This is a genomic window from Eubacterium sp. AM46-8 (assembly GCF_003466705.1).
Lineage (GTDB): Bacteria > Bacillota > Clostridia > Lachnospirales > Lachnospiraceae > Lachnospira.
In genome coordinates this window covers 190,097-215,180 of sequence record NZ_QSEU01000002.1, presented here as the reverse complement: position 1 = coordinate 215,180, position 25,084 = coordinate 190,097, and the positions used below count along the sequence as shown (strand labels likewise).

Annotated in this window: 21 protein-coding genes, 1 other RNA gene and 1 pseudogene; 1 reads left to right on the top strand and 22 read right to left on the bottom strand. The window is 37.6% G+C overall.

Annotated elements, in window-relative coordinates; translation table 11 throughout:
- Positions 1-112: 112 nt before the first annotated feature.
- The 20 genes and pseudogenes from DW963_RS02400 to DW963_RS02310 all read right to left on the bottom strand — a co-directional run bounded on the left by DW963_RS02400 (position 113) and on the right by DW963_RS02310 (position 22,002).
- Positions 113-859, bottom strand: coding sequence for a glycosyltransferase (locus DW963_RS02400; RefSeq protein ID WP_286168940.1), 747 nt, complete (start codon positions 857-859; stop codon positions 113-115).
- Positions 860-999: 140 nt separating this feature from the next.
- On the bottom strand, positions 1,000-1,737 hold the full coding sequence (locus DW963_RS02395; protein ID WP_117913703.1) for a glycosyltransferase family 2 protein: 738 nt from the start codon (positions 1,735-1,737) through the stop codon (positions 1,000-1,002).
- Positions 1,730-2,470 carry a glycosyltransferase family 2 protein gene (locus DW963_RS02390; protein WP_117913702.1) on the bottom strand — a complete coding sequence of 247 codons (741 nt, stop codon included), beginning with the start codon at positions 2,468-2,470 and terminating at the stop codon, positions 1,730-1,732. Before DW963_RS02390 ends, DW963_RS02395 begins: the two co-directional genes overlap by 8 nt.
- Before the next feature lies 1 nt (position 2,471).
- Positions 2,472-3,107, bottom strand: a complete 636-nt coding sequence (locus DW963_RS02385; protein ID WP_117913701.1) for an HAD family hydrolase — start codon at positions 3,105-3,107, stop codon at positions 2,472-2,474.
- An 8-nt stretch (positions 3,108-3,115) separates the two neighbouring features.
- Positions 3,116-3,952: a LicD family protein gene (locus tag DW963_RS02380; protein ID WP_117913700.1), complete on the bottom strand. Its 837-nt coding sequence runs from the start codon at positions 3,950-3,952 to the stop codon at positions 3,116-3,118.
- An 18-nt stretch (positions 3,953-3,970) separates the two neighbouring features.
- Positions 3,971-5,140 carry a beta 1-4 rhamnosyltransferase Cps2T gene (cps2T, locus tag DW963_RS02375; protein ID WP_117913699.1) on the bottom strand — a complete coding sequence of 390 codons (1,170 nt, stop codon included), beginning with the start codon at positions 5,138-5,140 and terminating at the stop codon, positions 3,971-3,973.
- Positions 5,141-5,550: 410 nt separating this feature from the next.
- Positions 5,551-6,135, bottom strand: coding sequence for a VanZ family protein (locus DW963_RS02370; RefSeq protein WP_117913698.1), 585 nt, complete (start codon positions 6,133-6,135; stop codon positions 5,551-5,553).
- A 162-nt stretch (positions 6,136-6,297) separates the two neighbouring features.
- Positions 6,298-6,423, bottom strand: coding sequence for a hypothetical protein (locus DW963_RS13530; protein WP_286168938.1), 126 nt, complete (start codon positions 6,421-6,423; stop codon positions 6,298-6,300).
- A gap of 221 nt (positions 6,424-6,644) precedes the next feature.
- Positions 6,645-6,998, bottom strand: an RNA gene (gene rnpB / locus DW963_RS02365) — RNase P RNA component class A.
- A 44-nt stretch (positions 6,999-7,042) separates the two neighbouring features.
- A complete protein-coding gene (locus DW963_RS02360) occupies positions 7,043-7,366 on the bottom strand; it encodes a PilZ domain-containing protein (protein ID WP_286168937.1) in 324 nt (107 codons plus the stop codon).
- 99 nt (positions 7,367-7,465) lie between these two features.
- Positions 7,466-8,497 (bottom strand): tRNA preQ1(34) S-adenosylmethionine ribosyltransferase-isomerase QueA, encoded by a 1,032-nt coding sequence (queA, locus tag DW963_RS02355; protein WP_117913697.1) that lies wholly within the window; start codon positions 8,495-8,497, stop codon positions 7,466-7,468.
- Between the two features lie 294 nt (positions 8,498-8,791).
- Positions 8,792-11,218 (bottom strand): phenylalanine--tRNA ligase subunit beta, encoded by a 2,427-nt coding sequence (gene pheT / locus DW963_RS02350; RefSeq protein ID WP_117913696.1) that lies wholly within the window; start codon positions 11,216-11,218, stop codon positions 8,792-8,794.
- A 63-nt stretch (positions 11,219-11,281) separates the two neighbouring features.
- A complete protein-coding gene (pheS, locus tag DW963_RS02345) occupies positions 11,282-12,301 on the bottom strand; it encodes a phenylalanine--tRNA ligase subunit alpha (protein WP_117913695.1) in 1,020 nt (339 codons plus the stop codon).
- A gap of 36 nt (positions 12,302-12,337) precedes the next feature.
- A complete protein-coding gene (locus tag DW963_RS02340; protein ID WP_158568606.1) occupies positions 12,338-13,180 on the bottom strand; it encodes a tetratricopeptide repeat protein in 843 nt (280 codons plus the stop codon).
- 34 nt (positions 13,181-13,214) lie between these two features.
- Positions 13,215-14,306, bottom strand: coding sequence for a DUF5716 family protein (locus DW963_RS02335; RefSeq protein WP_147347573.1), 1,092 nt, complete (start codon positions 14,304-14,306; stop codon positions 13,215-13,217).
- An 11-nt stretch (positions 14,307-14,317) separates the two neighbouring features.
- Complete coding sequence (locus DW963_RS02330) at positions 14,318-15,481, bottom strand: DUF5717 family protein (RefSeq protein ID WP_117913692.1); 1,164 nt, start codon at positions 15,479-15,481, stop codon at positions 14,318-14,320.
- A complete protein-coding gene (locus DW963_RS02325; protein WP_117913691.1) occupies positions 15,478-17,502 on the bottom strand; it encodes a DUF5717 family protein in 2,025 nt (674 codons plus the stop codon). The genes DW963_RS02330 and DW963_RS02325 overlap by 4 nt, the downstream gene beginning before the upstream one ends.
- A 6-nt stretch (positions 17,503-17,508) precedes the next feature.
- Positions 17,509-18,830, bottom strand: a pseudogene (locus tag DW963_RS02320) (replication-associated recombination protein A).
- A gap of 29 nt (positions 18,831-18,859) precedes the next feature.
- Positions 18,860-20,572 (bottom strand): hypothetical protein, encoded by a 1,713-nt coding sequence (locus DW963_RS02315; protein WP_117913690.1) that lies wholly within the window; start codon positions 20,570-20,572, stop codon positions 18,860-18,862.
- Positions 20,573-20,613: 41 nt separating this feature from the next.
- Positions 20,614-22,002 carry a glycine--tRNA ligase gene (locus DW963_RS02310; RefSeq protein ID WP_117913689.1) on the bottom strand — a complete coding sequence of 463 codons (1,389 nt, stop codon included), beginning with the start codon at positions 22,000-22,002 and terminating at the stop codon, positions 20,614-20,616.
- A gap of 343 nt (positions 22,003-22,345) precedes the next feature.
- On the opposite strand from DW963_RS02310, the gene DW963_RS02305 reads away from it, so the two are divergent.
- Entirely contained in the window at positions 22,346-23,194 is an 849-nt protein-coding gene (locus DW963_RS02305) for a hypothetical protein (RefSeq protein WP_117913688.1), read from the top strand.
- Between the two features lie 110 nt (positions 23,195-23,304).
- On the opposite strand, the gene DW963_RS02300 is transcribed toward DW963_RS02305, so the two are convergent.
- Together DW963_RS02300 and DW963_RS02295 are read right to left on the bottom strand one after the other, a co-directional pair.
- Positions 23,305-23,871: a TatD family nuclease-associated radical SAM protein gene (locus tag DW963_RS02300; protein ID WP_286168933.1), complete on the bottom strand. Its 567-nt coding sequence runs from the start codon at positions 23,869-23,871 to the stop codon at positions 23,305-23,307.
- 299 nt (positions 23,872-24,170) lie between these two features.
- The gene (locus DW963_RS02295; RefSeq protein WP_286168931.1) at positions 24,171-25,013 is read right to left on the bottom strand and encodes a pyridoxamine kinase; all 843 of its coding nucleotides are present in this window, start codon (positions 25,011-25,013) and stop codon (positions 24,171-24,173) included.
- Positions 25,014-25,084 lie beyond the last annotated feature (71 nt).

Here is a 25,084-nt window from a genome sequence, read left to right as displayed (position 1 = left end):
ATGAGATAATTTTATTTCTCTAATGCTCCTTTTTTACAGACTCACTATCTATATATTTCTTTTAAAAACATTATATCCGCCAGAAAATTGTGAACATAAATCACTCATTCCACTAATGAAAAATATTGCTAGCACAAAATAAACTTATAATATCTTTTTCTTTTTTTAATTCTTTAAAGTATATTTCTTCTTTAGCATGTAATAAAGCAAGTTTATTATATGCCATCTCTTTAGGATTTCTTGCTATCAAATATGATGCTCCAACCCCTTCTCTTTTCTCATAATGATATACAACATAATTTGTAAATGCTGCTGTCTTTGCATATTCAAACACTTCGATATTAAAAATCGCATCTTCATTATAAATAATATTAGTTCTAAATCGTATAGAATTTTTCTCAACTATGGATCTTTTTATCAGATAACACCAAGTAAATCCTTTTAATTTATTCTCCTTAAGTCTTCCACCTCTTGCCCATCTAACTAAATCTTTTTCTCCAATTCCAATTTGAGATGCAAACAATGTATTATATATATCACTAGTTTCTCTATAGCTATAAAAAGGCGAATTGCAAATCTGATAATTCCTTAATTCCCCTTTATCATCAAGAAAATCAATACTATATGAAAATGAAATAATATCAAAATCGTTTGCTTCTAATAAAACTTTATAGAGCATTTCAGCATCAATATAATCATCTGCATCTACAAATAATATATAATCCCCAGTTGCTCTTTCCAAGCCTAAATTTCGAGCTGCTGTCACTCCTTTATTTTCTTGATTTAATATTATTATTTTATCTTTATATTGCTCCAAAATCTCTTGAGTACTATCAGTAGAGCCATCATTAATTTCAATAATTTCAGCATTTAAATTTTATTTATATACAATAGTATCTAAACACCTTCTTATATATTTTTCAGCATTATAACAAGGAATTATAACTGTTACTCTGCTCTCAAGATGATACTCCCTCCTATTATTTTGTCAAATTCAATTCAAAATTTTTCTGAAATTGGATGCTCTAAAAAAGCATTTAAATCTTCCGGAACCCCCAAGCCATACATTCCATTTCCAACACTACCAATATTTTTAAATACAATCTTTTTGCCATCATCAATTAGCATATTGTATACTGGTGCAACATAAAACTCGCCCTTGACACGCATATCCATATCAATCATTTTATGAGCATATTTTACATAATCACTTCCATATTTAAAATTGTATATTCCCACTGTAGCTTCATTAGAAATAACTTCTTTTTCCCTAACCATAGTTACATGTTTTTGTTCATCAAATGCAATAAATGACCATTTATCATCATCTGCGAACATAGTCATAATTAATCCATCATTATCAGCTAGAGTGGCTATATATTCATTAATATCACAATCAACATACTGATCCGAATTGGCAATCATTAAGCCATCTTCATTATTAATATATTCTTCAGCAAGAAGAACAGTACAAGCTGCTCCTTCAGTAACACTATTTACTGGAATTATTATACAACCGGGTGCAATTTTTTTTAAATAATCCGTAAGCTTAAACTTTTCAATATGTTCTTGAAGGCAAATGAAAATAAATCTATGTTCGCACTCAGGAGTAAGATTTTTTACAACCCATTCAATCATATAATGACCCTTTACGTCAATTAAAGGCTTAGGCATTTTATAACCTGCATTTGCAAATCTACTTCCTCTTCCCGCCATAGGAATTACTATATTAATCATTATTCTTACCTCTCTCCGTCTTAAGATATTGCTTATAAGCATCAATACCACTTTGTGTTTTTAACAAGAAATAGTCATTCCTATCTATTGAATATATTCCTATTTTCTTTTGTTTTAATATCATTTCATTATAAACAGGACACAAATAAAACAATCCATTTACTGATGCATCTTTTGCAATCATATTAATCGCACTCTCAATAAAATCAGAACCTTTTTTGAAATAATAAAAACCTGCAGTAGCATGTTTACTAATGGGTCTTTTTTCTGCTGCTTCTATAACAAGACCATTTTCATCAAGTTTTACAAATGAAAATTTAGGATGAATATCCTCAAATGTAACAATTCCCCCATCATAATCTTTTTCCATAAAATAATTAATTATATCATTCGTATTAGCAAGAAATAACTGATTGCTACTAGAAATAACCAACGGCTCATCGTCATTTATATAATCAATGGCTAATAATGAACTACAAACTGATCCCTTTGTATCGCCTTCTGCTACAACAATCTTTGCATCAGGAATTAATAATTTAACAATCTGATCAAAATGATACATTTTTATATCCTGTTTTCTCAACACAACAATAAACTCTGCATTTTCAATAGGTTTTAGAAAATCATAACAATACTGAAAAATGGTTTTTCTTTCAATTTCATAAAGACTTAACATATAATCAGTATTATTTTCCAGTGTATCATTTCCGACAATTGGTATAATAACTTTCATACTACTCAGCCTCTCTTTCAACTTTATTGATAAATTTTTTAATATTATCATAATTCACATCATATACAGTGGATATTTCAAGTACATGTGTTCCCGCATTTTTAGCTGCAGCAATACCGTTCTTATTATCTTCACAAACAACACACTCATCTGCCCTTAATCCAAGACGCTCTATTGCCTTAATATATATTTCTGGATCAGGCTTTGACTTTACAACATCTTGATTGCTTAAAAAGAAATCTAAATATTGTAATAAATCGCTCTTTTCCATCATTAGCTGAATCGAATTTCTTATCGAATTAGATGCACATGCCAAATGATAACCTTCTGATTTTAACCTAGATAATGCATATTGATGAGTAAATATAGGATGACAATCCATATTAACACGCTCTATTGTGTATTTCTGTTTTAACTGATTAATATATGGATGTAATTTTTCAGGGAGTCCTCTTTCCATTGACAACATTTTCAATTTGTCTTTTGTTGGAAGCCCATCATATGTAATTAAATGATCGTACCTACTTATCTCATATCCAAAAAGTGATAATGCCTTATTTAAAGCCTCATAATGCCACTCCTTAGCGTCAATTAAAACTCCATCCATGTCAAATATTATTGCTTTAATTTTACTCATACTATATCTCACTTTCTATATGCTTTATAATCATGTGTAGCAACTCTTTTTTCCACTGGAGGCATCTCCATATAATTGCCATATTTATGTTTTAATACTTCTTTATAACATCGTGGTGCTCTAAATTGTGCATCCTCAAAATCTACAAAAACAGTTTCATCAACCCATTCTTTTTTCATGACATCGCGTTTATAATCTGACTGCCAAGTTGTAGGACCCACATAATCGCATTCCTCATATTTATATTTATCTTTTAATTTTTCAAGTCTCTTAAACCAAAACTTGACTCCTGTAATTTTAGCAAACAGATATAATGGAAACTTAATTATAGTTTGTTTTACACTTTTTTTAGAAGAATACTCAACATGATCCACAAAAAAATGCTCTCTAGATGCCAAAAAACACATTGAAGACAAAAATCTAAAATAATTTCCCTTTTTCTGAACCTCATTCCATGAATGTCCTGCACCATCTAATGGATAAATATCAACAAACAATCCCATTCCGCAATCTTTCTCATTATTTGCTACATATTTATATCTTGTATCACAAAATCTTGATATCATAAAAGGATAATTAGCATTATTTGATTTTGAAAATAATTTATATGGCGCTAACTCTTTTTCATGTTCAATCAGGTATTCTATCAGCTTATCATAATCTGATCTCTTCATCATTATATCTAAGTCATCATCCCATGGAATAAATCCCTTATGTCTAGCAGCTCCCAACAATGTTCCATACATCAAAAAATAATCCAATTTTTGTTCTTCACAAATTTTAGATAATACTTTCAATATTTCTAACTCAACTTCTTGCATTTCCTTGTTTGTCATTTCCTGCATTTTATATTCTCCCTTATGCTATCTTTTCCAAAGTGTCTCATATCTATTACATATATACTTCCAACTATATGCAGTATTTACTCTCTCTTTTGCTTTATGACCAAGTTCTTCTCTATTCATATCATCGCATTCATCAATCAATTGTGATAAATTTCCATCATCCTTTGTCCAATACATAGCAGCATCCTGTGCCACTTCCCTATTAAACCCAACATCTAACAACAGGTTAAGATTTGTACTGCCCAAAGCTTCTAATAACGACGGATTAGTGCCGCCTACTTCATGTCCATGGAAATATCCATATGCTCCCTCTCTTATCTTTTTCAAGAGTTCCTGATCATAGACTGTTCCCACGAATTTAATTCTTGCATCTTTGCTAAAATGTAATCTTTGTTCAAGCTCATTAAGAAACTTTTCATCACTATTTGTAATAATAGCAAAGTCTTTATTCGTATGTGACTTCATATATTCTTTAATCATTGTTTCATAATTGTTCTCTGGAACAAATCTTCCAACAATTAAATAATAATTATCTTTTTTCAGATTCTTGCTCTCAAGCCACTCCTGATACTTTTCTTCACTACATGAACTAGGAGCTGTTTCTGCTCCATATGCAATAAATGTTGTATTGTTCACGTTATATGTATTTCTTATATATTTTTCGATATTGATTGAATCGCACACAATTAAATCAGAACCAAGAAGCATCTTCTTCTCACTGTATTTCCAATACTTTCTGACTGGTGCTGACCATTTTGCTCTCATCCACTCATGTCCATCCGGATTAAGGAACACCTTACCCCCAAGAGCTTTGATTCTTCTGGCATAATGATTAAAAAAAGGTCCTATTCTGCAAGTCATAATATAGACTATAGGCTCTTTTATTTTCTGTTGTTTTATTATCTCTATACTTTTCTTCAATGCAGCACAATCATAATAAATTGCCTGTGCTGCTCCTAATCTCTCTGGTATAGATATCTCAAAACATTCAGCATTATGATATGTATATCCATCTTTGCAACGGACTGCTCCATCAGGCATACCTGAACCTTGTCCATTAGCCTTAACTGCAACATGATATTTAATATCAGAATTATTCTGGTGATACTCCGTTAATTTGTTAATGAAAGTTTCATATCCACCATATGCCCCTAATGATTTTGCTCCCACTAAAAATATATGCTGCACTTTATTATCTCCCTCTGCAATTCTACATAGTTGTGTCACAATCTTATTAACTATGGCACAGATAAAATATGAATTTTATAAAAGTTTAATACTTTTTCATACAAAATTCACCGCCTAGTATTCTACCATTTCTGACTATATTCGTCAATGTTTTACAGGACAATACTGTGTATTATATGGCATACATAAAATGTATCGAAGCCACTATAATTTTAGTAAGTACGATACATTTTCTCATAACATTTTAATACAAGCCGCTTTCCTCTCTTTCACGCTCATGCTTTGCCTGATCACGGTATATATCATAGAGCTGATAGTATATAGCTGGTGCACCCTGCATCTTCTTTATCTTCCCTCTCTTTTAAAGCAGAAAGAACCCTCCCGGTGAAGTGTACACCGAGAGAGTCCTTTTATTGTTTTCTTATCAGTCTGATTATCCAGAACATCACTCCACCAATCATTCCGCCAAGTGTGTTGTAGCATATATCTGACAACTGGAATGTACCAAGCCTTAACATCAACTGCAATGTTTCTATTGTAAGCGAGAACAGAAATCCCGCTGCTATCGCATACATCACCGGTCTTTTCACTGCATTTTTCCTGTTCTTTAATACAATCAGAAGCCATGTCCACGGTATAAGCATTATTACGTTCTCAACCGGTTCTGCACTCACTTTTCCTTTGGCATCTGTGAGTGTCCATCCGCCCATTACATCTGACAGCGGATTCATCCACATGTTTCTGTTAAGAAGTGTCTTGAACAATATCATCACTGTGAACAAGAACCAGAAGAACAATTCCCGAAAATGTGCATCTTTCTTGAATTTCCCAAGCCATGCAGACATCATCGGTTTGAAGCCTTTTCCCGCTCCATCCGGCTCATAGCAATACATATATGCAATTGTAAGCAACAATGCTGACAACAGTGCAAACCAGAATGGTTCGTATAATGTTGTCAGAATGTCGGTTATTACTTTTTTTAACATTTCCTGCATTGTATATCACTCCCAATTATCTATTCCAGAAGAACTTATATTCACCTAAAAACATTATGCATGTACACAGTACCCATATATACCCATTTTCTTCGTTCCTGCTTGATCCATTTTGTCCTTCGAGAATTTTTACTAAATCTAATTCATTACTTTGCAATTTATTTATATTTTTCCTTTCAGGCATCCATCAATATACATATCTACATTCATCATATTATCATAATTTAACACATCCGCAACAACTTTATCAAGTTCTGCCGTTTCAATTGTGTCAGTATTATCATTCATATTTTTTCAAATTCCCCACCAATATATAGCTTTTCCAAATTATGACCTTCTCTTAATTCTCTATAATTAATTTCTCTAAGCACAATTCATTTCGATTATTTCTGTTATAAGTATATATCACATTCTTGCATTGATACACTCAGAATTGAATTTATATCCACCAATTAAATAACTCCCATAGGTAAAAATATACCATGGGAGCTGTTTGTTCTTTAAATAATAAAATGAGCAGCGCTATAAGCCGGGTTATGTCAGCATAGCTGTGACGATCATCTATCTAGTCCTGCTGTTACCAGCAGGCTCAAGCGACCTACCTAAAGCTTGGCGGGCAGCCTTTGTAACGCTTTTGTTTGGTCTTGCTTCGGATGGGGTTTACATGTGCCACTGCTGTTACCAGCAATGCGGTAGTCTCTTACTCTGCCTTTCCACCCTTACCACAACTTTCGCCATGGCGGTATATTTCTGTTGCACTGGCCTTGGAGTCGCCTCCACCGGACGTTATCCGGCATCCTGCCCTATGAAGCCCGGACTTTCCTCACCTGCACGAATGCAGCCGCGATCATCTGCGCTACTCATGATATTTAATTGTGATTGCTTTCATATACAAGCTGGTACACTTCTATTCTGAACTGATCTTCCTCACTAATCCCCACAAATCTGCATCCGTAGGTATCTCAGCCTCTCCGAGATTCTCCATTCTGATTATCTCAACAACAGCCTCTATACGTTCTTTATTATCAAGAGTGATTACTGTCGAATAATAAGTATTCAGCTCAAACTTACGGTCTGATTTGAATGCTATGCCACCCTTGGATATGTTAATAACATTAACATCCACTGTCTCCCCGGAACATGCAGAAATACGACTTTCATCAAGCTTTTTCAAAGAAATAATAACATCAACATCAGTTCTTCTTGATTGTCTTCTCTCAACTTTGACCATGATTATCCTCTATTCCGAGCAGCCTCTTATCTGTTCATGTTTACTTAATCTATCTAATGATATCATTAACCTTTAAGAAGTTCAAATATATTTTTTGAATTATTTAATAAACATAGCATCTCCAAAGCTGAAAAATCTGTATTTTTCCTGTACAGCAACCTCATACGCATGAAGCACATGCTCTCTTCCAGCAAGTGCTGATACCAGCATAACAAGTGTTGATTCCGGAAGATGGAAGTTAGTTATAAGACAGTCTATAGCCTTAAATTTATATCCCGGATATATGAATATCTCTGTCCAACCACTTTTAGCAGGAATTGTTCCATCTTCAAGTGCAACTGACTCAAGAGTTCTTGTACTTGTTGTTCCTACAGCAATTACTCTGCCACCATTCTTTCTTGTATTATTAATCATATCAGCAGCTTCCTGTGTGACAACATAGAATTCTGAATGCATATGATGATCAAGAATATTCTCAACTTTAACTGGTCTGAATGTTCCAAGTCCTACATGAAGTGTAACTCTTGCAATATTCACTCCCATGGCTTTAATCTTCTCAAGCAGCTCTGTTGTGAAATGTAATCCGGCAGTAGGCGCTGCTGCAGAACCCTCATGCTTTGCATATACTGTCTGGTATCTGTTCTTATCTTCAAGCTTATGTGTTATATATGGTGGAAGCGGCATCTGTCCGAGTTCATCAAGAATCTCTTCAAATATTCCATCATATGTGAACTGGATAAGTCTGTTTCCCTCCTCAACAATATCTATAACCTCGCCCACAAGTTTTCCTTCACCAAAACTTATCTTAGCACCAACCTTTGCTTTCTTTCCCGGCTTGACAAGTACTTCCCATGTATCCTGTCTATCCTCAAGTCTCTTAAGAAGCAATACTTCAATAGCAGCTCCTGTATCAACCTTAGTTCCTATAAGTCTCGCAGGAATTACCTTCGTATCATTAACAACAAGACAATCTCCCGGCTTAAGATAATCTACGATATCTCTGAATATTCTATGCTCAATCTCTCCTGTCTCCTTATCAAGCACCATAAGTCTTGAACTTGATCTGTCTGACAATGGATCCTGTGCAATAAGTTCCTCTGGCAGATCATAATAAAAATCATGTAAATCCATGCTTATACTCCTTTCAGTACTTTATGCTTCACTGGATTGGACTTTCATCGTGCCTCACACTACTTTAAAGTCCAATCCGCTCCTACGGCTTCCCGGTTTTGGACTTCCTCCGTGTCTCACACTACTTTAAAGTCCAATCCTCGCCTACGGCTTCCCGATTTTGGACTTCCTCCGTGCCTCACACTACTTTAAAGTCCAATCCACAGCTCCAGCTTCCCGGAACGCTACAGCAAAGGGGCGGCGCCACACGCCGCCCCTTCATCAACCGCCACAACATCGCGGTCTATATCTGCACTACTTTCTAAGCTCGATTCCGTCAGCCTCAAGGTCCTTGAATATCTTCTCCATTACTGGTGTGATATCCTTATCCTCAAGTGTTCTGTCCTTAGCTCTGAATGCGATTGAGTAAGCAACTGACTTAAAGCCTTCTTTAATCTGGCTTCCTTCGTAGATATCGAAGAGGTTGTAGCTTTCTAATATCTTGCCGCCGCGCTTCTCAATAATCTTCTCAACTTCACCAACTGGAAGTTCCTTAGGCATTACCATACTGATATCTCTTGTTACAGCTGGGAACTTTGCAATTCCTGTGAACTTCTTATCGAAGCTTGCCATTTCTGTAACTGTTGGAATATCAATAACAACAATATATGTTCTCTCACCGATTGAGTAAGTATCGGCAACATCCGGATGAAGTTCTCCGATGTAACCAATCTTCTTATCAGCATAATATACATCCGCCTGACGGCCTGGATGTAAGAATGGAATACCAGCCTTAGCATCATATGTTGGCTTCTTCTTCATTCCAATCTTCTCAAGGAATTCTTCAATAACACCCTTCATTGAGTAGAAGTCAACGCTGCCGAAAGCTCCAAGTGTGAATTCAACTCTTTCATCCGGAAGCTCATTTACATCATCTGCTGCAAGGTAAACCTTAGCTAATTCATATAACTTAACATTCTTGTTACGTCTGTTATAGTTAGTAGATAATGATGTAAGCATTCCGTGGATTGGAAGTGTTCTCATAACTGAGAAATCCTCTCCTAATGGGTTAGAGATTACAACTGTCTTTCTGTATACAGAATCAGCAGGAAGCTTTAACTTATCGAATACCTTAGGGCTCTCGAATGAGTATGTCATAGCCTGTGAGAATCCTGTAAACTGGGCAACCTCAGAAGCTGCATCTTCAATACTCTGCTCAAATGAAATCTTACCCATTGTTGTCTCTCCCTTAGGAAGAGTTGTAGGAATGTTGTCATATCCGAAAAATCTTGCAACTTCCTCTGCTATATCAGCATCTCTGTTAAGATCCTGTCTGAATGTTGGGATGATAAGCTCATTAGCGTCTTTATCATATTCAACTTCAAGTCTTTCAAAGTAAGAAAGCATATCTTCATCTGATACATTAGTACCAAGTAAAGCATTGTATTTAGCTGGCTCAAATGGAAGTCTCTTCTTAGTTACAGGATCAGGATATACATCAACTGCACCACCTACAACATCACCTGCATCAAGCTCCTCGATAAGCTGGCATGCTCTGTTAATAGCTTCCATAGCGTTCTCTGGGTCAAGTCCCTTCTCGAACTTACCAGATGCGTCTGTTCTTAAACCAATCTTCTTAGTTGTCTTTCTTATGTTAGTTCCGTCAAATGTAGCTGCTTCGAAAAGCATTGTCTGTACATCATCAGTAATCATTGAGTTCTCACCACCCATGATACCTGCGATACCAACTGGCTTCTCACCGTCACAGATAAGAAGTGTCTGTGCGTCAAGAGTTCTCTCCTGTCCGTCAAGTGTTACGAACTTTTCGCCATCAGTTGCTGTTCTTACAACAATCTTGTGACCTGCAATAGTGTCATAGTCATATGCATGCATTGGCTGACCATATTCTTCCATAACATAGTTAGTTATATCAACGATGTTGTTGATTGGTCTGATACCTGCTGTCATAAGTCTTTGCTGCATCCACTTTGGAGATGGAGCAAGTCTGATATTCTTAACAACTCTTGCAACATATCTTGAGCAAAGCTCTTTAGCTTCAATATCAACTGAAACCATTGTGTTAACATCCTCATCGTTACCTGTCTTAGTAACAACCGGTGGATTGAAAGGCTTTCTGAATGTAGCAGCAGCCTCTCTTGCGATACCGATAACGCTGTAGCAGTCTACACGGTTATTAGTAATCTCATATTCAAATACTGTATCATTAAGTCCTAAGTACTCTACCGCACTTGAACCAACAACAGCATCATCTCCAAATATATATATTCCTTCCTCTGGTGCATCCGGGAAGAATTCTCTTGAAGAACCAAGCTCCTCGATAGAGCACATCATACCGCATGACTCTACACCTCTTAACTTGCCCTTCTTAATCTTAATTCCGTCTTCTGGAAGTGCGCCGCCGTCATGTCCTCCGGCAACTTTACCTCCGTCTAATACTACAGGAACCTTCTGTCCGCTTGAACCAACTTCAATGTTAGGTGCACCTGTTACAATCTGGACATTCTCACTGCCAACATTAACCTGGCATACAACAAGCTTGTCTGCATCAGGATGCTTCTCAACTGAGAGAATCTGTCCAACTACGATTTTATCAAGGTTCTTGTCAAATGCGTTGAAACACTCTACCTTAGTTCCTGAAAGTGTCATTGCATCTCTGAATTCCTGATCTGTACACTCAAGACCTGGAACCATTGCTTTTATCCAATTTAATGATGTATTCATATCGTCATTCTCCTTAAATATACTTTATCTTATTCCAGTCATTAGACCACTATATGAATCGATTTAGAACTGTTTTATGAATCTGATATCGTTCTCATAAAGAAGTCTCATGTCATCGATTTCGTACTTAAGAAGAGCAACTCTCTCAAGTCCTACACCAAAGGCAAATCCTGTATATTCTTCCTTATCAATTCCGCAAAGCTCGAATACATGTGGGTGAACCATTCCACAGCCGAGGATTTCAATCCAGCCCTCGCCCTTACAGAAACGGCATCCTTTACCACCACATTTGAAACAGCTTACATCCATCTCGGCACTAGGCTCAGTGAATGGGAAATGATGTGGTCTGAACTTAACCTTAGTATCAGGTCCGAAAAGCTCCTTGGCGAATTCTGCTAAAGTTCCTTTAAGGTCTGCAAATGTGATTCCCTTATCAATTACAAGACCTTCTACCTGATGGAAGCATGGTGAATGTGTAGCATCAACTTCATCTGCTCTGTATACACGTCCTGGAGAAATCATTCTGATAGGGAGCTTGCCCTTCTCCATAACTCTTGCCTGAACAGGGGAAGTCTGTGTACGGAGTACTATCTTATCATTGATGTAGAATGTATCTTGTTCATCCTTAGCCGGGTGGTTAGCTGGTATATTAAGTGCCTCAAAATTGTAGTAATCATACTCAACTTCTGGTCCGTCAACTACTTCATAACCCATTCCGATGAATATCTTCTGGATTTCCTCTAATGCAAGTGTATTAGGATGCTTATGTCCTAACTCATCCCTCTTAGATGGAAGAGTAACATCTATTACTTCACTCTTTAACTGAAATTCTCTCTTCTTGGCAGCTAATTCTGTCTTAGCCTTTTCTAATACTTCTTCAATTGCCTGTCTTGTCTCATTAACAATCTGACCAACCTTAGGTCTGTCTTCTGGTGCAACATCCTTCATACCTTTAAGTACTTCTGTAAGTTCACCCTTCTTTCCAAGGAAAGCGACTCTGATATCATTCAGCTTATCAAGCGAATCAGTTTCATTAATCTGTGCTAAAGCTCTTTCTCTAATTGCTTCAAGTCTTTCTTTCATCCTTATAGCCTCCATACTTCTTTCGCTTTTTATCAATTATCTGCGTAAAAAGCCACTGTTAATTGTAACATATCGTTTTAAATTTGCAACCCATGATGTTAGTTTTGCGTCTATTGCCTGATTAAACTGTGTAAGATTACCGTCACCCTTGAGTCTGTCTATATCTTCAAGTTCTCTGTATTCATCACTGTATCTTGCATTATCCATAAGAGTCTCTAACTCTCTCTGTACAACATACTCATCTTCCTGCACATCCACATTGACCGGCTCTTTGTCCTTCTTAGCCATAATAGACGCGGCTATGCTGCATTTTTTTGATTTCTCATGCTGACCCAGTCTGTAAGCCTCGTTATAATACTCCACTGCCTTTTCATACATGAACATTCTTGCATATGCAGTGCCAAGATTATGATATACTTTGGCATAATCTGCTGCCAGCAGGTCTTTTCCCTTATAGTCCTTTATAATTGACTCATAACAGCTGATTGCAGCAAAATAGAAATCCGCATTAAGATAACCGTCGCCTCTCGCCTTAAGTCTCTCACACACACTCTGTTTTCCAAGTGTGTTAAGAATCTCCTTAAGCTGTTCTATCTCTGCAACAGAATAATAATCTATTGACTTAAGAATAGTCACAAGTATCTGTGCAAGCGGAGCACCCGATTCCTTAAGCTTCTTAACTCTTGCTGCAAGCTCACCTTCACCCACAGCCTGCAGAAATTGTATAAGGTTATCGTCTATCAGGTCTTGCCCAATCAGGTATATATTATTGTATATGTAGTAACAGAGTTCTTCGGCTGAATACAGCTTAATGTCAGTCTGTGGTGTGACATATGGCTTATCAGTTCTCTGACCCCTGCACAATATTATTTTCCCCATTGTATTCTCCATTCTGCAATGTTTTTCACATTTATCAGCTTCTTAATGTTAGTTCCCTGTGTATTACTTTACCTGAACTCTTCACAAATTCTCCGAATCCAAGGTCTTTAATTGTAATATTACATCTGTCTGCATCCATGAATTCCACATGTATTGATATTCTCGTTGTTCTGCCTTCCCTGAATGGAATCTCACTTATATCCACAACCTCATCATAACTTGTGTTGTCTGTGGTAATCACTTTGAAAGTAATACTTCTTATATCTTCAAGTATGCACTCAATTGTACGCCCGGCTAAAGTCCAGTTAACGCCCGGTCTTACCATTCTGAATCTCATAGGCTTTCCATATGATGATATGTCAAGTTCTATACCACATTTGACATGGTTATCAAGAAGCACGACGACATTCCTGAATATCTCAGGTCGTAACATATCCATAGCCGCAAAGCATGCACCTCTTGCAAAAAGATTCTGTCCTACAAATGCTTTTCTTCTTGTAACCATAAGCTTGGCGAATCTTTCCGGCAGCTTTTCAATGTCGAATCCCTCGCCGGTAAGATACGCAGCTGACACTCGCCTCTTAGCAAAGTAATCTTCTGCAAATGTGCATAATTCATTCTCAGCCCCGTCAATATTCTTACTTCCGTATACTTCTTTTAATACATCCGATGTATATCCTGTATGCTCCTGCAGAAGATAGCTTGTATTGTCACTCTTTCTTATGGCAAGATGGTCACACTTTAGCCCCTCCTGCGTATAATCCATAAGCACAACTCCCATGGAATGAAGTTCACTTTTCTGTTTATATGCATAATATGCAAAGCTCTCAACCCTGCTTAATATCTGCCAGTGTCCTTCCATGACACCACATTTTTCAAGGTCTGCCATCACCGCTGCAATCTCATCCCCATTGTAATCAGCAATTGTCACACATATGCTTTTAATCTGTGACTCTCCTGTAGCACGCATGCACTCGGCAATAACATTAATAAGATTAGTCTTCTCATGCGAATCTTCTGTAAGCTTTACAGACTGGACACTTCCAGAATTATGCGAATATACACTTGCCTGAATTCTTGTCCCGCTCAGGTCTATTCCTGCTATAAGCCCTCTCTCCTTATCCATATCTGTTATCCTCATTTCGCAATTGTAAACATTTCTCTTGTAACGTATTCCTCGACACTATAGCTGTGCATCTGTTTCTTAAGGGCAGCAAGCTCGTGCTGCTGTCTGCTTGCAAGGCACTCATTGAGCATGTCCATGCGTCCTTGTGTATTCTCTCCAGATACATCTTTGAATTCATACACTGCCGGCTGCATATCATTGTCTTCATCATTGACTGAAAATGTGTACTCAAGAACATCTCCATAGAACAAATGGAATCTGCATGTGAATATGCCCCATTCGTTGGATTTCATAACCTGTGTAAGCCTGTCGCCTCCGTTAATTGTGTACGATATTGTAACCTTATCTGCCGGAGCTGATATGTATTCAATAATTGTAAGTCCCTGCATATTATAAGGAATATCAAGCACTCCCTTGAATTTCTTATAGAAGCTGTATATTCTGTCATTTTCACACAATTCATTAAGAACTGTCTGTGCAAGCTCTCTTTCGCTGTCATCTTCTTTAAGTGCCAGCGTATTCTTGGAGATGTTCTTAAGCCATGCCACATAACAGCACTCTGGCAGACCATACCCCTCTTTCATATATTCCTCTATAACACGGAATACAATGTCATTCGCTTTCTTCTGCCTGAGAAGATAGAATTGTGAATTGTATGAAAGATATGCTTTAACTATCAATTTGTCAGGCATTTTACTGTAATAATCTGTGAATACTTCTGTAAATCTTCCTGTATGAACGCCCGTGTACATCATCTGTGCAAGAAGTCTCTCGGACATATGCGATACATTTACACCATAATTAATAGCGGCTTTCCACACATTGTACATCTCGTCATTCGTTCCATTGAAATAATCGGACATATATGCAAGAACAGGTTCATTATATATGTGCTGTCCAAATACATACGCTGTAACATCGTCAAGCACTTTGTTATGTTCATCCGACACATTAGTAAGTATGTAATCTGCCATCTTAAGAAGCCTGGCAGGAGCCGCCTTGCAGCATCCATACCTGCTTACAAGTTCAAAGCTCTGCGAATACATTCCTGCCTCTGTAAGTGTCTCTATAAGTCTTTGCGCATCCTTGTCTGAAAGGTCATCTGTATCCACGCTGACATATTCGTGCCAGAAATCATTATCCTTGTAATATGTATAATAATATTCTATCATCATGAATTAATCTGATATCTGTAAGCACTGCTTATATTGTCAGACTTCTTGATACATTTGTAATAGTCTAATAATTCAGGAGTATATTCTGACTTCTTATGCATGTCGTTAATGCGGCTCATGATAATTCCATCATTATCCATGCCATATTCAGCTGCCGCGCCAAACACTTCTTCATATTGCCCTGCATCGAATACTTTCTCTATCTCGTAATCGATAGTATCTTTCCTGATAACCCCATCGCTGCATTCAAATGTTATCTCACAGTCACCTGCATACATGCATATATATGCAATTTTTTCAGAAAGTTCATACACCGTCTCTTCTGCAAACTCAGGGTGTCTTACATGTACTCTGCTCACCACATCACTAAAGCATCGTACCCTGTGCATATATGGCATCCTGCTTATGAAGCTTCCTGTCTCCTTGCTAATGAGCTGTGTCTTTAGCAGTGCCTTATAAAGCACAGCCAGATTATCACTTATCTTTCCGTCTTTCAGCTGCTCATACACGAATATCTCTATATTTCTGTCATATCCTTCATAGATGTTCTTATAATATGAATCCCTGCCTGTCACAATATTTGCATATAAAAATGCTTTATCTGAATCTGACAGTATATTATCATATGCAAAGTACATAAGAACTATCTTAGGAAGCTGTCTTTCTATGTTTTTTGGCATGCTCGCTATGTAGAACTCATATAAACGGGTTATTCTCAAACCTCTTAACACACCTTTTTCATATATTTCAAAACAGTTGTCACCTGTCATTCCCATTCTTATCATCTGGGTCACAAGCACTGTTAAAATTTCGTCTTTATCAAACTGCTCATATAATTTCTTAAGGATAATGAGCGTATTAATACTAATGTTCTTCTCATTAGCTGCAACATCTGCAATCTGCATTGCAAGCTTTTCAGTTATAATGCCATTCTTACAGCCGTAATTAATCACACGCATTTCAAACTGGTTAAGGACTCTTAGTAATACCGGCTGTGCATTAATTATATTAAGTGCCTCTATATACATTACAGGACTTGTACAGCCTGTATTGACAGTATCTTTAATTCTTATGAGTTTAATGCTCTTGTTGCTTTCTGAATCAGGGCCAAGATAGAACAATATCCACAGTACTCTGTATGTATCATATCCGTTCTCATAGAACTTCTTAACCTGCGAATATACCTGTGCTGTGTATTCTTCTTCCTTTACCATCAGTGTTGAGACATACAGGAAATAACAGTATAATTCTACATTATCGCCTATCCTTCCCATTATATCTTTCTTAAGTCCGTCAAATATCTTGACTGCGCTCTCTTCCCGTCCTGACATGGCAAGAAGCTGGACCTGTACAAGGTCATAGAACGGATCCTGTCCTTTTATTCCTCTTATGCGGTCTACTATCTGCATTGATGATGAAAGCCATTTTTCTTTCTTTATCTTTTTCATTCTGAAATCAAGATAAAGCTTTGTAAGCTTATATTCTGCCTGTCTTTCTTCCCATCTTACCTCAAACTCTTCACCAGTAGCTTTAGAAGCAACAGCACTTACTTTTACTTTAAGATGCTGTGTATAGCTGTCAACATGAATAAATCCATAATTATTGCCTGCGTGCATCTTTGCCGGATTAATTATGTAATTAATATCCAGTCTGTCGCCTGCAAAATCATCTGTCGATATATCATTTTTCTCTAATTCGATAAATTCTGCATCTGCATATATATGAATCTGTGTCAGCTCCGTGCCGCTCTTTTTAAGCTCAAATCCATATTTTTCAGGCTCTTCTTTCTTCGTAACTGTATTCTCATCATTATCTATTGTAAGAACTACAGCCTCCTCTTTAGCATGCACATTATCAGCATGTTCTGTTTCATAGACATCATTCGTGGCATCATTAGCAGAGCTGTCCTCTGCAGCCGCATCACTCATGGTAGTCATGGTAGTCTGCTCTTCACTGCATGACAGCTTTGGTATATTAATAATTGAACTGCCTCTTGAAAGTCTGTTTATGAAATCTCTCATTGCAAACTATGCCTCCGACTTAATCTTATCCAAATGTTTCTTAATATCCTTCTCATATCCCATATCGCCTGGCTCATAGAATTTTTCATTCACATAAGCATCCGGAAGATACTGCTGTCTGACGTAATGATTAGGATAATCATGTGCATATAAGTATCCTACACCGTGTCCTAATTTGGCACTGCCCTTATAATGGGCATCCTGCAAATGTACAGGAACCGGCGCAGTCTTTGAATTCTTAACTACATCAAGTGCCTTATCAATTGCCATGTAACATGCATTACTCTTAGGTGCTGTTGCAATATAAAGTGCAGCCTGACTTAATATAATACGTGCTTCCGGCATTCCGATGCGCTCCACCGCCTGTGCCGCTGCAACTGCAACCTGCAGTGCATTAGGATCAGCATTGCCTACATCCTCACTTGCACATATCATTATTCGTCTTGCTATGAATTTAATATCTTCACCTGCATACAGCATCTTGGCAAGATAATAGCTTACTGCATCAGGGTCTGAGCCTCTCATGCTCTTAATAAATGCTGATATTGTATCATAGTGGTTGTCACCCTCTTTATCATATCTTACCGAGCGCTTCTGGATACATTCCTGTGCTGTTGCAAGATCTATATGTATAACTCCATCATCTGATCTGTCTGTTGTGAGTATTCCAAGTTCAATGGCATTAAGTGCATTTCTCGCATCTCCGTTGGATATATCTGCAAGGAATTCCAGTGCATCATCGTCTATTGCTGCATTGTAGCTTCCCATGCCCTTCTTCTCATCATACACAGCACGCTTTATTATTGTCTTGATATCGTCTTTCTCAAGTGGTTTTATTCGAATATTATTGACCTTGAAATCAAAGCTCCATTTACTTCAAAGTACGGATTCTCTGTCGTTGCACCAATAAGAATTATTGTTCCGTCCTCAACAAATGGCAGAAGATAATCCTGTTGCCCCTTATTAAAGCGGTGAATCTCGTCTACGAAAAGTATTGTCTTTCTTCCATACATTCCAAGATTGTCTTTCGCCTTGGCAACAACCTCTTCCATATCCTTCTTTCCGGCAACTGTGGCATTAACCTGGTTGAACTCTGCACTTGTTGTATTGGCAATTATCCTTGCTAAAGTTGTCTTCCCTGTTCCCGGCGGACCATAGAATATTACTGAGCTGAGCTTATCAGCTTTAATTGCCCTGTAAAGCAGCTTGTCCTTTCCGATTATATGAGACTGTCCTACCATTTCATCCAGTGTTTCCGGTCTTAATCTCATAGCCAGCGGAGATTCCGTATTCTTATTGTTTTCACGCATATATTCAAATAAATCCATAACTTATACCTGTCTTAATACATTTGCAATTATCTTAGTTCTGTTCCAAGCCACAGTCTTTCAACGTAGCCTATCTGGCTGCTGTTATTTCCTTTCAGCGTATTAGAATAAAGAATATTATCAGCATCATACGCATAAATCCGGTTCTTGTAAAAATATGTTCCCTCTGTATCTGTAACTGCATCTGATTCCAGAATTGCAACAGCTTTGCTCTTAATGTTATCCATATAGAACTGCCTGCCGCCTGAAACGTATGTCAGAGCCTTACTTTTATTATACACTTTAGATAATGAACCTGCATTAACATCTGACGCAATGTCTGTAATCTTGTTGTTATCAACTACACGGAGCTGTCCTTTCGCATTAACATACACTATCTGACCATCTGATGAATTATATATGTAATTCTTTTCCTTAGTCATAGAATCAACATCCACATACTCACTCACTTTAGTTTCTTTGATAAGTGCTGATGTCATTGATGTACCTGAAATTCTGTATATAAGCGAATTGTCTCTATCAAATACATAATCTGCATCATTGTCTGTCTTCTTGTCTATCTTATACGCAGATGCATCCTTGCATGAGTAATAATATACTCCATCACTCTTAGAGTACAGCAATGTATCCACATCTTTTCTTGTGTTAAGGCTGTCTGCATTCGCTGTATACACACCTGTCATGTTCTCTGACACCGGCCATAACTGCATAACTGCATCTGCAACTGAAACCGGCTTTTCCTTTTTCTCATAATCATATGTATACAATGAGCCTGCATTAGTAAGACATACTATCAGGTGCTTTGACTCATATACATATGCCTTATTAAGATTACCCTCTATAAGAGTTGTCTGTGCCTCAGGCTGTTTCTTAACTTCTTTGACTCTGCTCATGGCAAGGCTTGTTCCATTAGTAGAACCCTCGTCATTAATAATATTAATATTCGTGTATATAACAAGACCGTCATCAGATATATACATTATCTCTTTCTGCAGATTATCTTCTGACACAAGGACACATTCATCCTTGTTCCATATGTACATTGAATATCTGCCAGACGAGTTAGACTCATCATATGTTACTGTAACGAAATACTTTCCGTCATCACTCGCAACACTTAAGATATTCTTTTCTGAATCTATCTGTTCCGGCCACTGTGGTGTATAGAAGGTCTTGCTGTCTGCTGCAAATATTGCATTGCTTTCATCACACACATAATTGCTGTCCAGCCCTGCTATATCATATATCTTTCCGTTGTAGCTTACATATAGAGCGTAATTCTTCTTAGTTGCAAGCTTGTATATTCCAAATGCTGCCGCACCAACAAGCAATACTGCTATCAGCGCTGCCGCTATCATTTTCATTCTTTTGTTAATCTGACGTCGTGCAATTCTTATCTGTGGCTTTTCCTGGTTATCATTTCTGCCGCCACCTGCTTTGTTTGTGCTTCCATTCTGCTTTCTGCTATCCGCTTTGCTTCTGCTCTGGCTCTGCTTCTTATTGCCTGTTTTGCCGCTGCTTTGCTTCTTTATCGTCTGCACGCGTTTTGCTAATGCCTGTTCATAGTCACTCTGTGATTTCTCTTTTTTATCAGAAGAAGCAGACCTCTCTTTCAAAGCCTGCTTCTCTTCATATGCTTTTCTTCTGGCAAGATAATCACTGTTGTTAACTAATATAACAGGTCCATCACATCTCGGGCACTGACTGCCCTCATATTCCTGACCACATTTAGTACACAGCATAATTCTTTCCTTTAATAAATTTATCCGTCAATATCTTTTAATTAAAATCTGAACTTGTCTTCAAAATATGCCTTAAGATCTGCAATCTTTATTCTTTCCTGCTGCATTGTATCTCTGTCTCTTACAGTTACAGCACCATCCTCTTCTGAATCGAAATCATATGTGATACAGAATGGAGTACCAATCTCATCCTGTCTTCTGTATCTCTTTCCGATATTGCCTCTGTCATCAAACTCACAGTTGTAATACTTAGAAAGTTCTGCATATATCTTTTCTGCGCCTTCATTTAACTTCTTAGAAAGTGGAAGAATGCCAATCTTGACTGGTGCTAATGCTGGGTGGAAATGAAGAACTGTTCTTACATCTCCGCCTTCAAGCTCTTCCTCATCATAAGCTGAGCAAAGGAATGCTAATGTTACACGGTCTGCACCAAGCGAAGGCTCGATAACATATGGTATATACTTCTCCTTAGCTTCATCATCAAAGTATGACATATCTTCGCCAGATACTGTCTGATGCTGTGTAAGGTCATAATCTGTTCTGTCAGCAATACCCCAGAGCTCGCCCCATCCAAATGGGAAGAGGAATTCGATATCTGTTGTTCCCTTAGAGTAGAAGCAGAGTTCTTCTGGTGAATGATCTCTTGCTCTCATCTCATCTTCCTTCATTCCTAATGCCTTAAGCCAGTCGATACAATACTGTCTCCAGTATGTGAACCACTCAAGATCTGTTCCAGGCTTGCAGAAGAACTCTAATTCCATCTGCTCGAACTCTCTTGTTCTGAATGTGAAGTTACCTGGTGTAATCTCATTACGGAATGACTTACCAATCTGTCCGATACCAAAAGGTACTTTCTTTCTTGATGTTCTCTGAACATTCTTGAAGTTAACAAAGATACCCTGAGCTGTCTCTGGTCTTAAATATACTGTGTTCTTGGCATCCTCAGTTACACCCTGGAATGTCTTAAACATAAGGTTAAACTGTCTGATATCTGTGAAGTTATGCTTTCCACATGAAGGACAGCAGATATTCTTCTCATCGATGAAATTCTTCATCTGCTCCTGTGTCCATCCATCAACTGAGCCTTCAAGTTCATATGAATTCTCGTCTGCCCAGTCTTCTATAAGTTTATCTGCTCTGAATCTCTCATGACATTCCTTGCAGTCCATTAATGGATCAGAAAATCCACCAAGATGACCTGATGCTACCCAAGTCTGTGGGTTCATAAGAATTGCACAGTCAACACCAACATTGTATGGGCTTTCCTGTACGAACTTCTGCCACCATGCCTTCTTAACATTGTTCTTTAACTCAACACCAAGGTTACCATAATCCCAGGTATTAGCTAATCCACCATAGATTTCAGAACCTGGGTAAACAAATCCTCTTGCCTTAGCTAAAGAAACAATTTTCTCCATTGTCTTTTCCATAATAATATAATCCTCCTAAAGGCAACAGCCTGACTACATCGAACTGCATCGGCTGCTACATAATCTTAATCATTTTATAACATTTAGTGCTGATTAGCAAGAGGTTGATGGGAATCTTGTTTTGGACTTCTTCCCGCCTCCCCGCCGCTTCAACATCCAATCCTCCGCTCTTTCTCACTCCTTTTGGACTTCCTCCGTGCTTCCCGCTGCTTCAACGTCCAATCCGCCGCTTCCACGCATGCATTTGTCGTTTATGAATATTTTATAAATTATTACTTGACTTTAATATCAGAATACTTTATATTCTTATTATAACCGCAACGCATTAGAAGGAGGATATTTCTTGTTTATCAATTACAACATTTCAGAGATTATCAGCCAGCTTTCATCTGCCATACATTATGATGAAAGCATTGTAAAGAATCTGCCTGATGGCAAGCTCAATTGCACACATAATGGACGTTATATTAAGTGGTTTCTAAGCGATGGGAATAACATATCTTACATACACAAGAAAGACAGACAGCTTGCTTCCAAGCTTGCCTTGAAGAAATTTTTGTTATCAAGAATTGAAGATAATAAAAGGCTTCTTTCCACATACAAGCAATGTAACAGCACCAATATCCAATCCGAATTATTATTAAAAGATAACGATTTTAGGAAACTGCTTACAGACTATCCGGAGAATTCCAAGCATATATATTGCAACCGGGATTTATTCAGAGATTTCCACAATGAACAGTTTCAGCCTGTCATTGATTCATGGCTGTCTGAAGAATATACTCACAACGAAGCTTACCCCCAGGCGCTTAAGCATCCGTGTCCATCCGGCAATGTCGTCAGGTCAAAGTCCGAAGCTATGATTGATTTATTACTTAACCAGTATGGAATTCCATACAGGTATGAATGTGAACTAAAGCTTGACAACATAAGCTTCTATCCTGACTTTACACTGTTTAACCCTGTATCTGGACAGCTTGTGTACTGGGAACACTTTGGTATGATGGATGACCCGCAATACTCTCTTAATGCTTCAAGAAAAATATCCAGATACATAGCCGGGAATATTATTCCCGGAATCAATTTAATAATGACATTTGAGACATCTTCCAATCCACTATCAGGAATTATTGCCGAATCAAAGATAGAGGAGTACCTGCTGATGTGCAACAACCAGCAAGCCTCCTCTTAACACCATGGCGTTTTTTCAATTACGACAATATTGGCATCTAGGTTTCCCATAATAACAATGTAACAAAACCTTGCATTAATCTTCCCAAGGACGAATCCTGTAAGCTGCACCTATCTCATCACATATCTTCTGGCACTCTGCCTCTTCCTCGTGAGATATGGTTGTATCAACTGTTGTAAGAACAACATTAGGGATATACTTGGTACATTCCTTTGCGAAGCTATCATCTCATCAAATGATTTCTCACCGAACTTACTTCTTACAAGTGCATTGTATTCATCTTTATGTGGATTGTTAAGACTGATTGATATTGTGTCGATAAGACCTTCCATCTCTGGCACGATGTCTCTGCCATTAACAAGATTTCCAACTCCGTTAGTGTTGATTCTTGTCTTTTTGCCAAATGTTTTCTTGACATACTCAGCAACCTTGATGAGAACATCGAATCTTTCTGTCGGTTCTCCGAATCCACAGAATACAACCTCTTCATACTCATCCATATTGAACTTATCAAATTCAGCTATAACCTCATCATATGAAGGTTCTCTCTCAAGCCAGAGTCTTCCAGACTCTCCAATTCTGTCCATTGTCTGTCTTAAACAAAAAGTACATGCATATGGACATTTGTTAGTTAGATTAACATATAAATTGTTATGAACTTTATATAATATTTCCATAGTTTAACTCCTTTCATTTTGCCGCCTTGCTTCAACGTCCAATTCTCCGCGCTTCGGCCTCCTTTTTGGACTTTCTCGTACCTTCCCGCTACTTCAACGTCCAATCCGCCGCACCGCCAGCACAATTTTGGACTTCCTCGTACCTTCCCGCTACTTCAACGTCCAATTCTCCGCGCCGCCAGCACCGTGATTTGCGAAAAGCTACGACACATCAGCTCATATGGCACATCAGCTCACACGACGTATCAGCTCACATGACACTTCAGCTCGCATGACACATATTCTCACACTCCAACCACTTACTTTAACGTAGTCAGCAGTTCCTCAAACGGCACACCGTCTGTCAGAGGAATATCCATCTCTATAGCCTTGAGTATGCATTTTTTTATAAATGTAGATGCTTTTCTTACTGACTCATGAAAATTCACACCATTGACAGCGTCTGCAGCTATTATTGATGCAAATATATCTCCTGTTCCGGAGCGCTGTGTTCCGACTTTCATAGTCTTAATAAGATAATCTTCCCTGTTCTTTTCATAACAGTAATTACCAATATACTGGCCCCGCTGGATTCCAGTTATAACAATCTTGGATGGTCCCATTGCAACAAGTTTCTTTGCAATTTTCTTAAGCTCATCATTAGAATAATCTGGTCTGTATGGCTCGTCAGTTAAAATACATGCCTCTGTGAGGTTCGGTGTAAGAATATCTGCATATTTTACAAGCTTCTTCATCTCCTGGCATGTCTCATCAGTGTATGTCGGATACAGATTTCCGTAATCACCCATAACCGGGTCAATAACAACAATATTATCTTCTGTCTTGAAATTCTTGAAAAATTCTTCAACAATTGCAATCTGATTATGCGAGCCTAAAAACCCTGTTACAATTCCATCAAATTTAAGGTCCAGCTTCTTCCACTCTGCCATATAAGGCGGCATATTCTCTGTGAAATCTTTAAAATAAAAGCTGTCAAAGCCTGTATGATTAGAAAATATCGATGTAGGCATTGGACAGCACTGAATCTTCATTGCTGATATAACAGGCAGCTCAACCGCAATAGAACATCTTCCAAAACCAGAATAATCATTAATTGCTGCTATTTTCTTCTGGTTATTATGAGACACATTATTCTCTGGCATATTGTCTCTCCTTTCGTCTGAATGTTGCATAAAATCTTTATCCCTTAATATACAAAAAACTGGCATATGAT

Coding starts and splice junctions, on each gene's coding strand:
- DW963_RS02395 (WP_117913703.1), bottom strand. CDS start 1,737: ATGATTAATATAGTAATTCCTATGGCGGGAAGAGGAAGTAGATTTGCA.
- DW963_RS02390 (WP_117913702.1), bottom strand. CDS start 2,470: ATGAAAGTTATTATACCAATTGTCGGAAATGATACACTGGAAAATAAT.
- DW963_RS02385 (WP_117913701.1), bottom strand. CDS start 3,107: ATGAGTAAAATTAAAGCAATAATATTTGACATGGATGGAGTTTTAATT.
- DW963_RS02380 (WP_117913700.1), bottom strand. CDS start 3,952: ATGCAGGAAATGACAAACAAGGAAATGCAAGAAGTTGAGTTAGAAATA.
- DW963_RS02370 (WP_117913698.1), bottom strand. CDS start 6,135: ATGCAGGAAATGTTAAAAAAAGTAATAACCGACATTCTGACAACATTA.
- DW963_RS13530 (WP_286168938.1), bottom strand. CDS start 6,423: ATGAATGATAATACTGACACAATTGAAACGGCAGAACTTGATAAAGTT.
- DW963_RS02360 (WP_286168937.1), bottom strand. CDS start 7,366: ATGGTCAAAGTTGAGAGAAGACAATCAAGAAGAACTGATGTTGATGTT.
- queA (WP_117913697.1), bottom strand. CDS start 8,497: ATGGATTTACATGATTTTTATTATGATCTGCCAGAGGAACTTATTGCA.
- pheT (WP_117913696.1), bottom strand. CDS start 11,218: ATGAATACATCATTAAATTGGATAAAAGCAATGGTTCCAGGTCTTGAG.
- pheS (WP_117913695.1), bottom strand. CDS start 12,301: ATGAAAGAAAGACTTGAAGCAATTAGAGAAAGAGCTTTAGCACAGATT.
- DW963_RS02340 (WP_158568606.1), bottom strand. CDS start 13,180: ATGGGGAAAATAATATTGTGCAGGGGTCAGAGAACTGATAAGCCATAT.
- DW963_RS02335 (WP_147347573.1), bottom strand. CDS start 14,306: ATGGATAAGGAGAGAGGGCTTATAGCAGGAATAGACCTGAGCGGGACA.
- DW963_RS02330 (WP_117913692.1), bottom strand. CDS start 15,481: ATGATGATAGAATATTATTATACATATTACAAGGATAATGATTTCTGG.
- DW963_RS02325 (WP_117913691.1), bottom strand. CDS start 17,502: ATGAGAGATTTCATAAACAGACTTTCAAGAGGCAGTTCAATTATTAAT.
- DW963_RS02315 (WP_117913690.1), bottom strand. CDS start 20,572: ATGCTGTGTACTAAATGTGGTCAGGAATATGAGGGCAGTCAGTGCCCG.
- DW963_RS02310 (WP_117913689.1), bottom strand. CDS start 22,002: ATGGAAAAGACAATGGAGAAAATTGTTTCTTTAGCTAAGGCAAGAGGA.
- DW963_RS02300 (WP_286168933.1), bottom strand. CDS start 23,871: ATGGAAATATTATATAAAGTTCATAACAATTTATATGTTAATCTAACT.
- DW963_RS02295 (WP_286168931.1), bottom strand. CDS start 25,013: ATGCCAGAGAATAATGTGTCTCATAATAACCAGAAGAAAATAGCAGCA.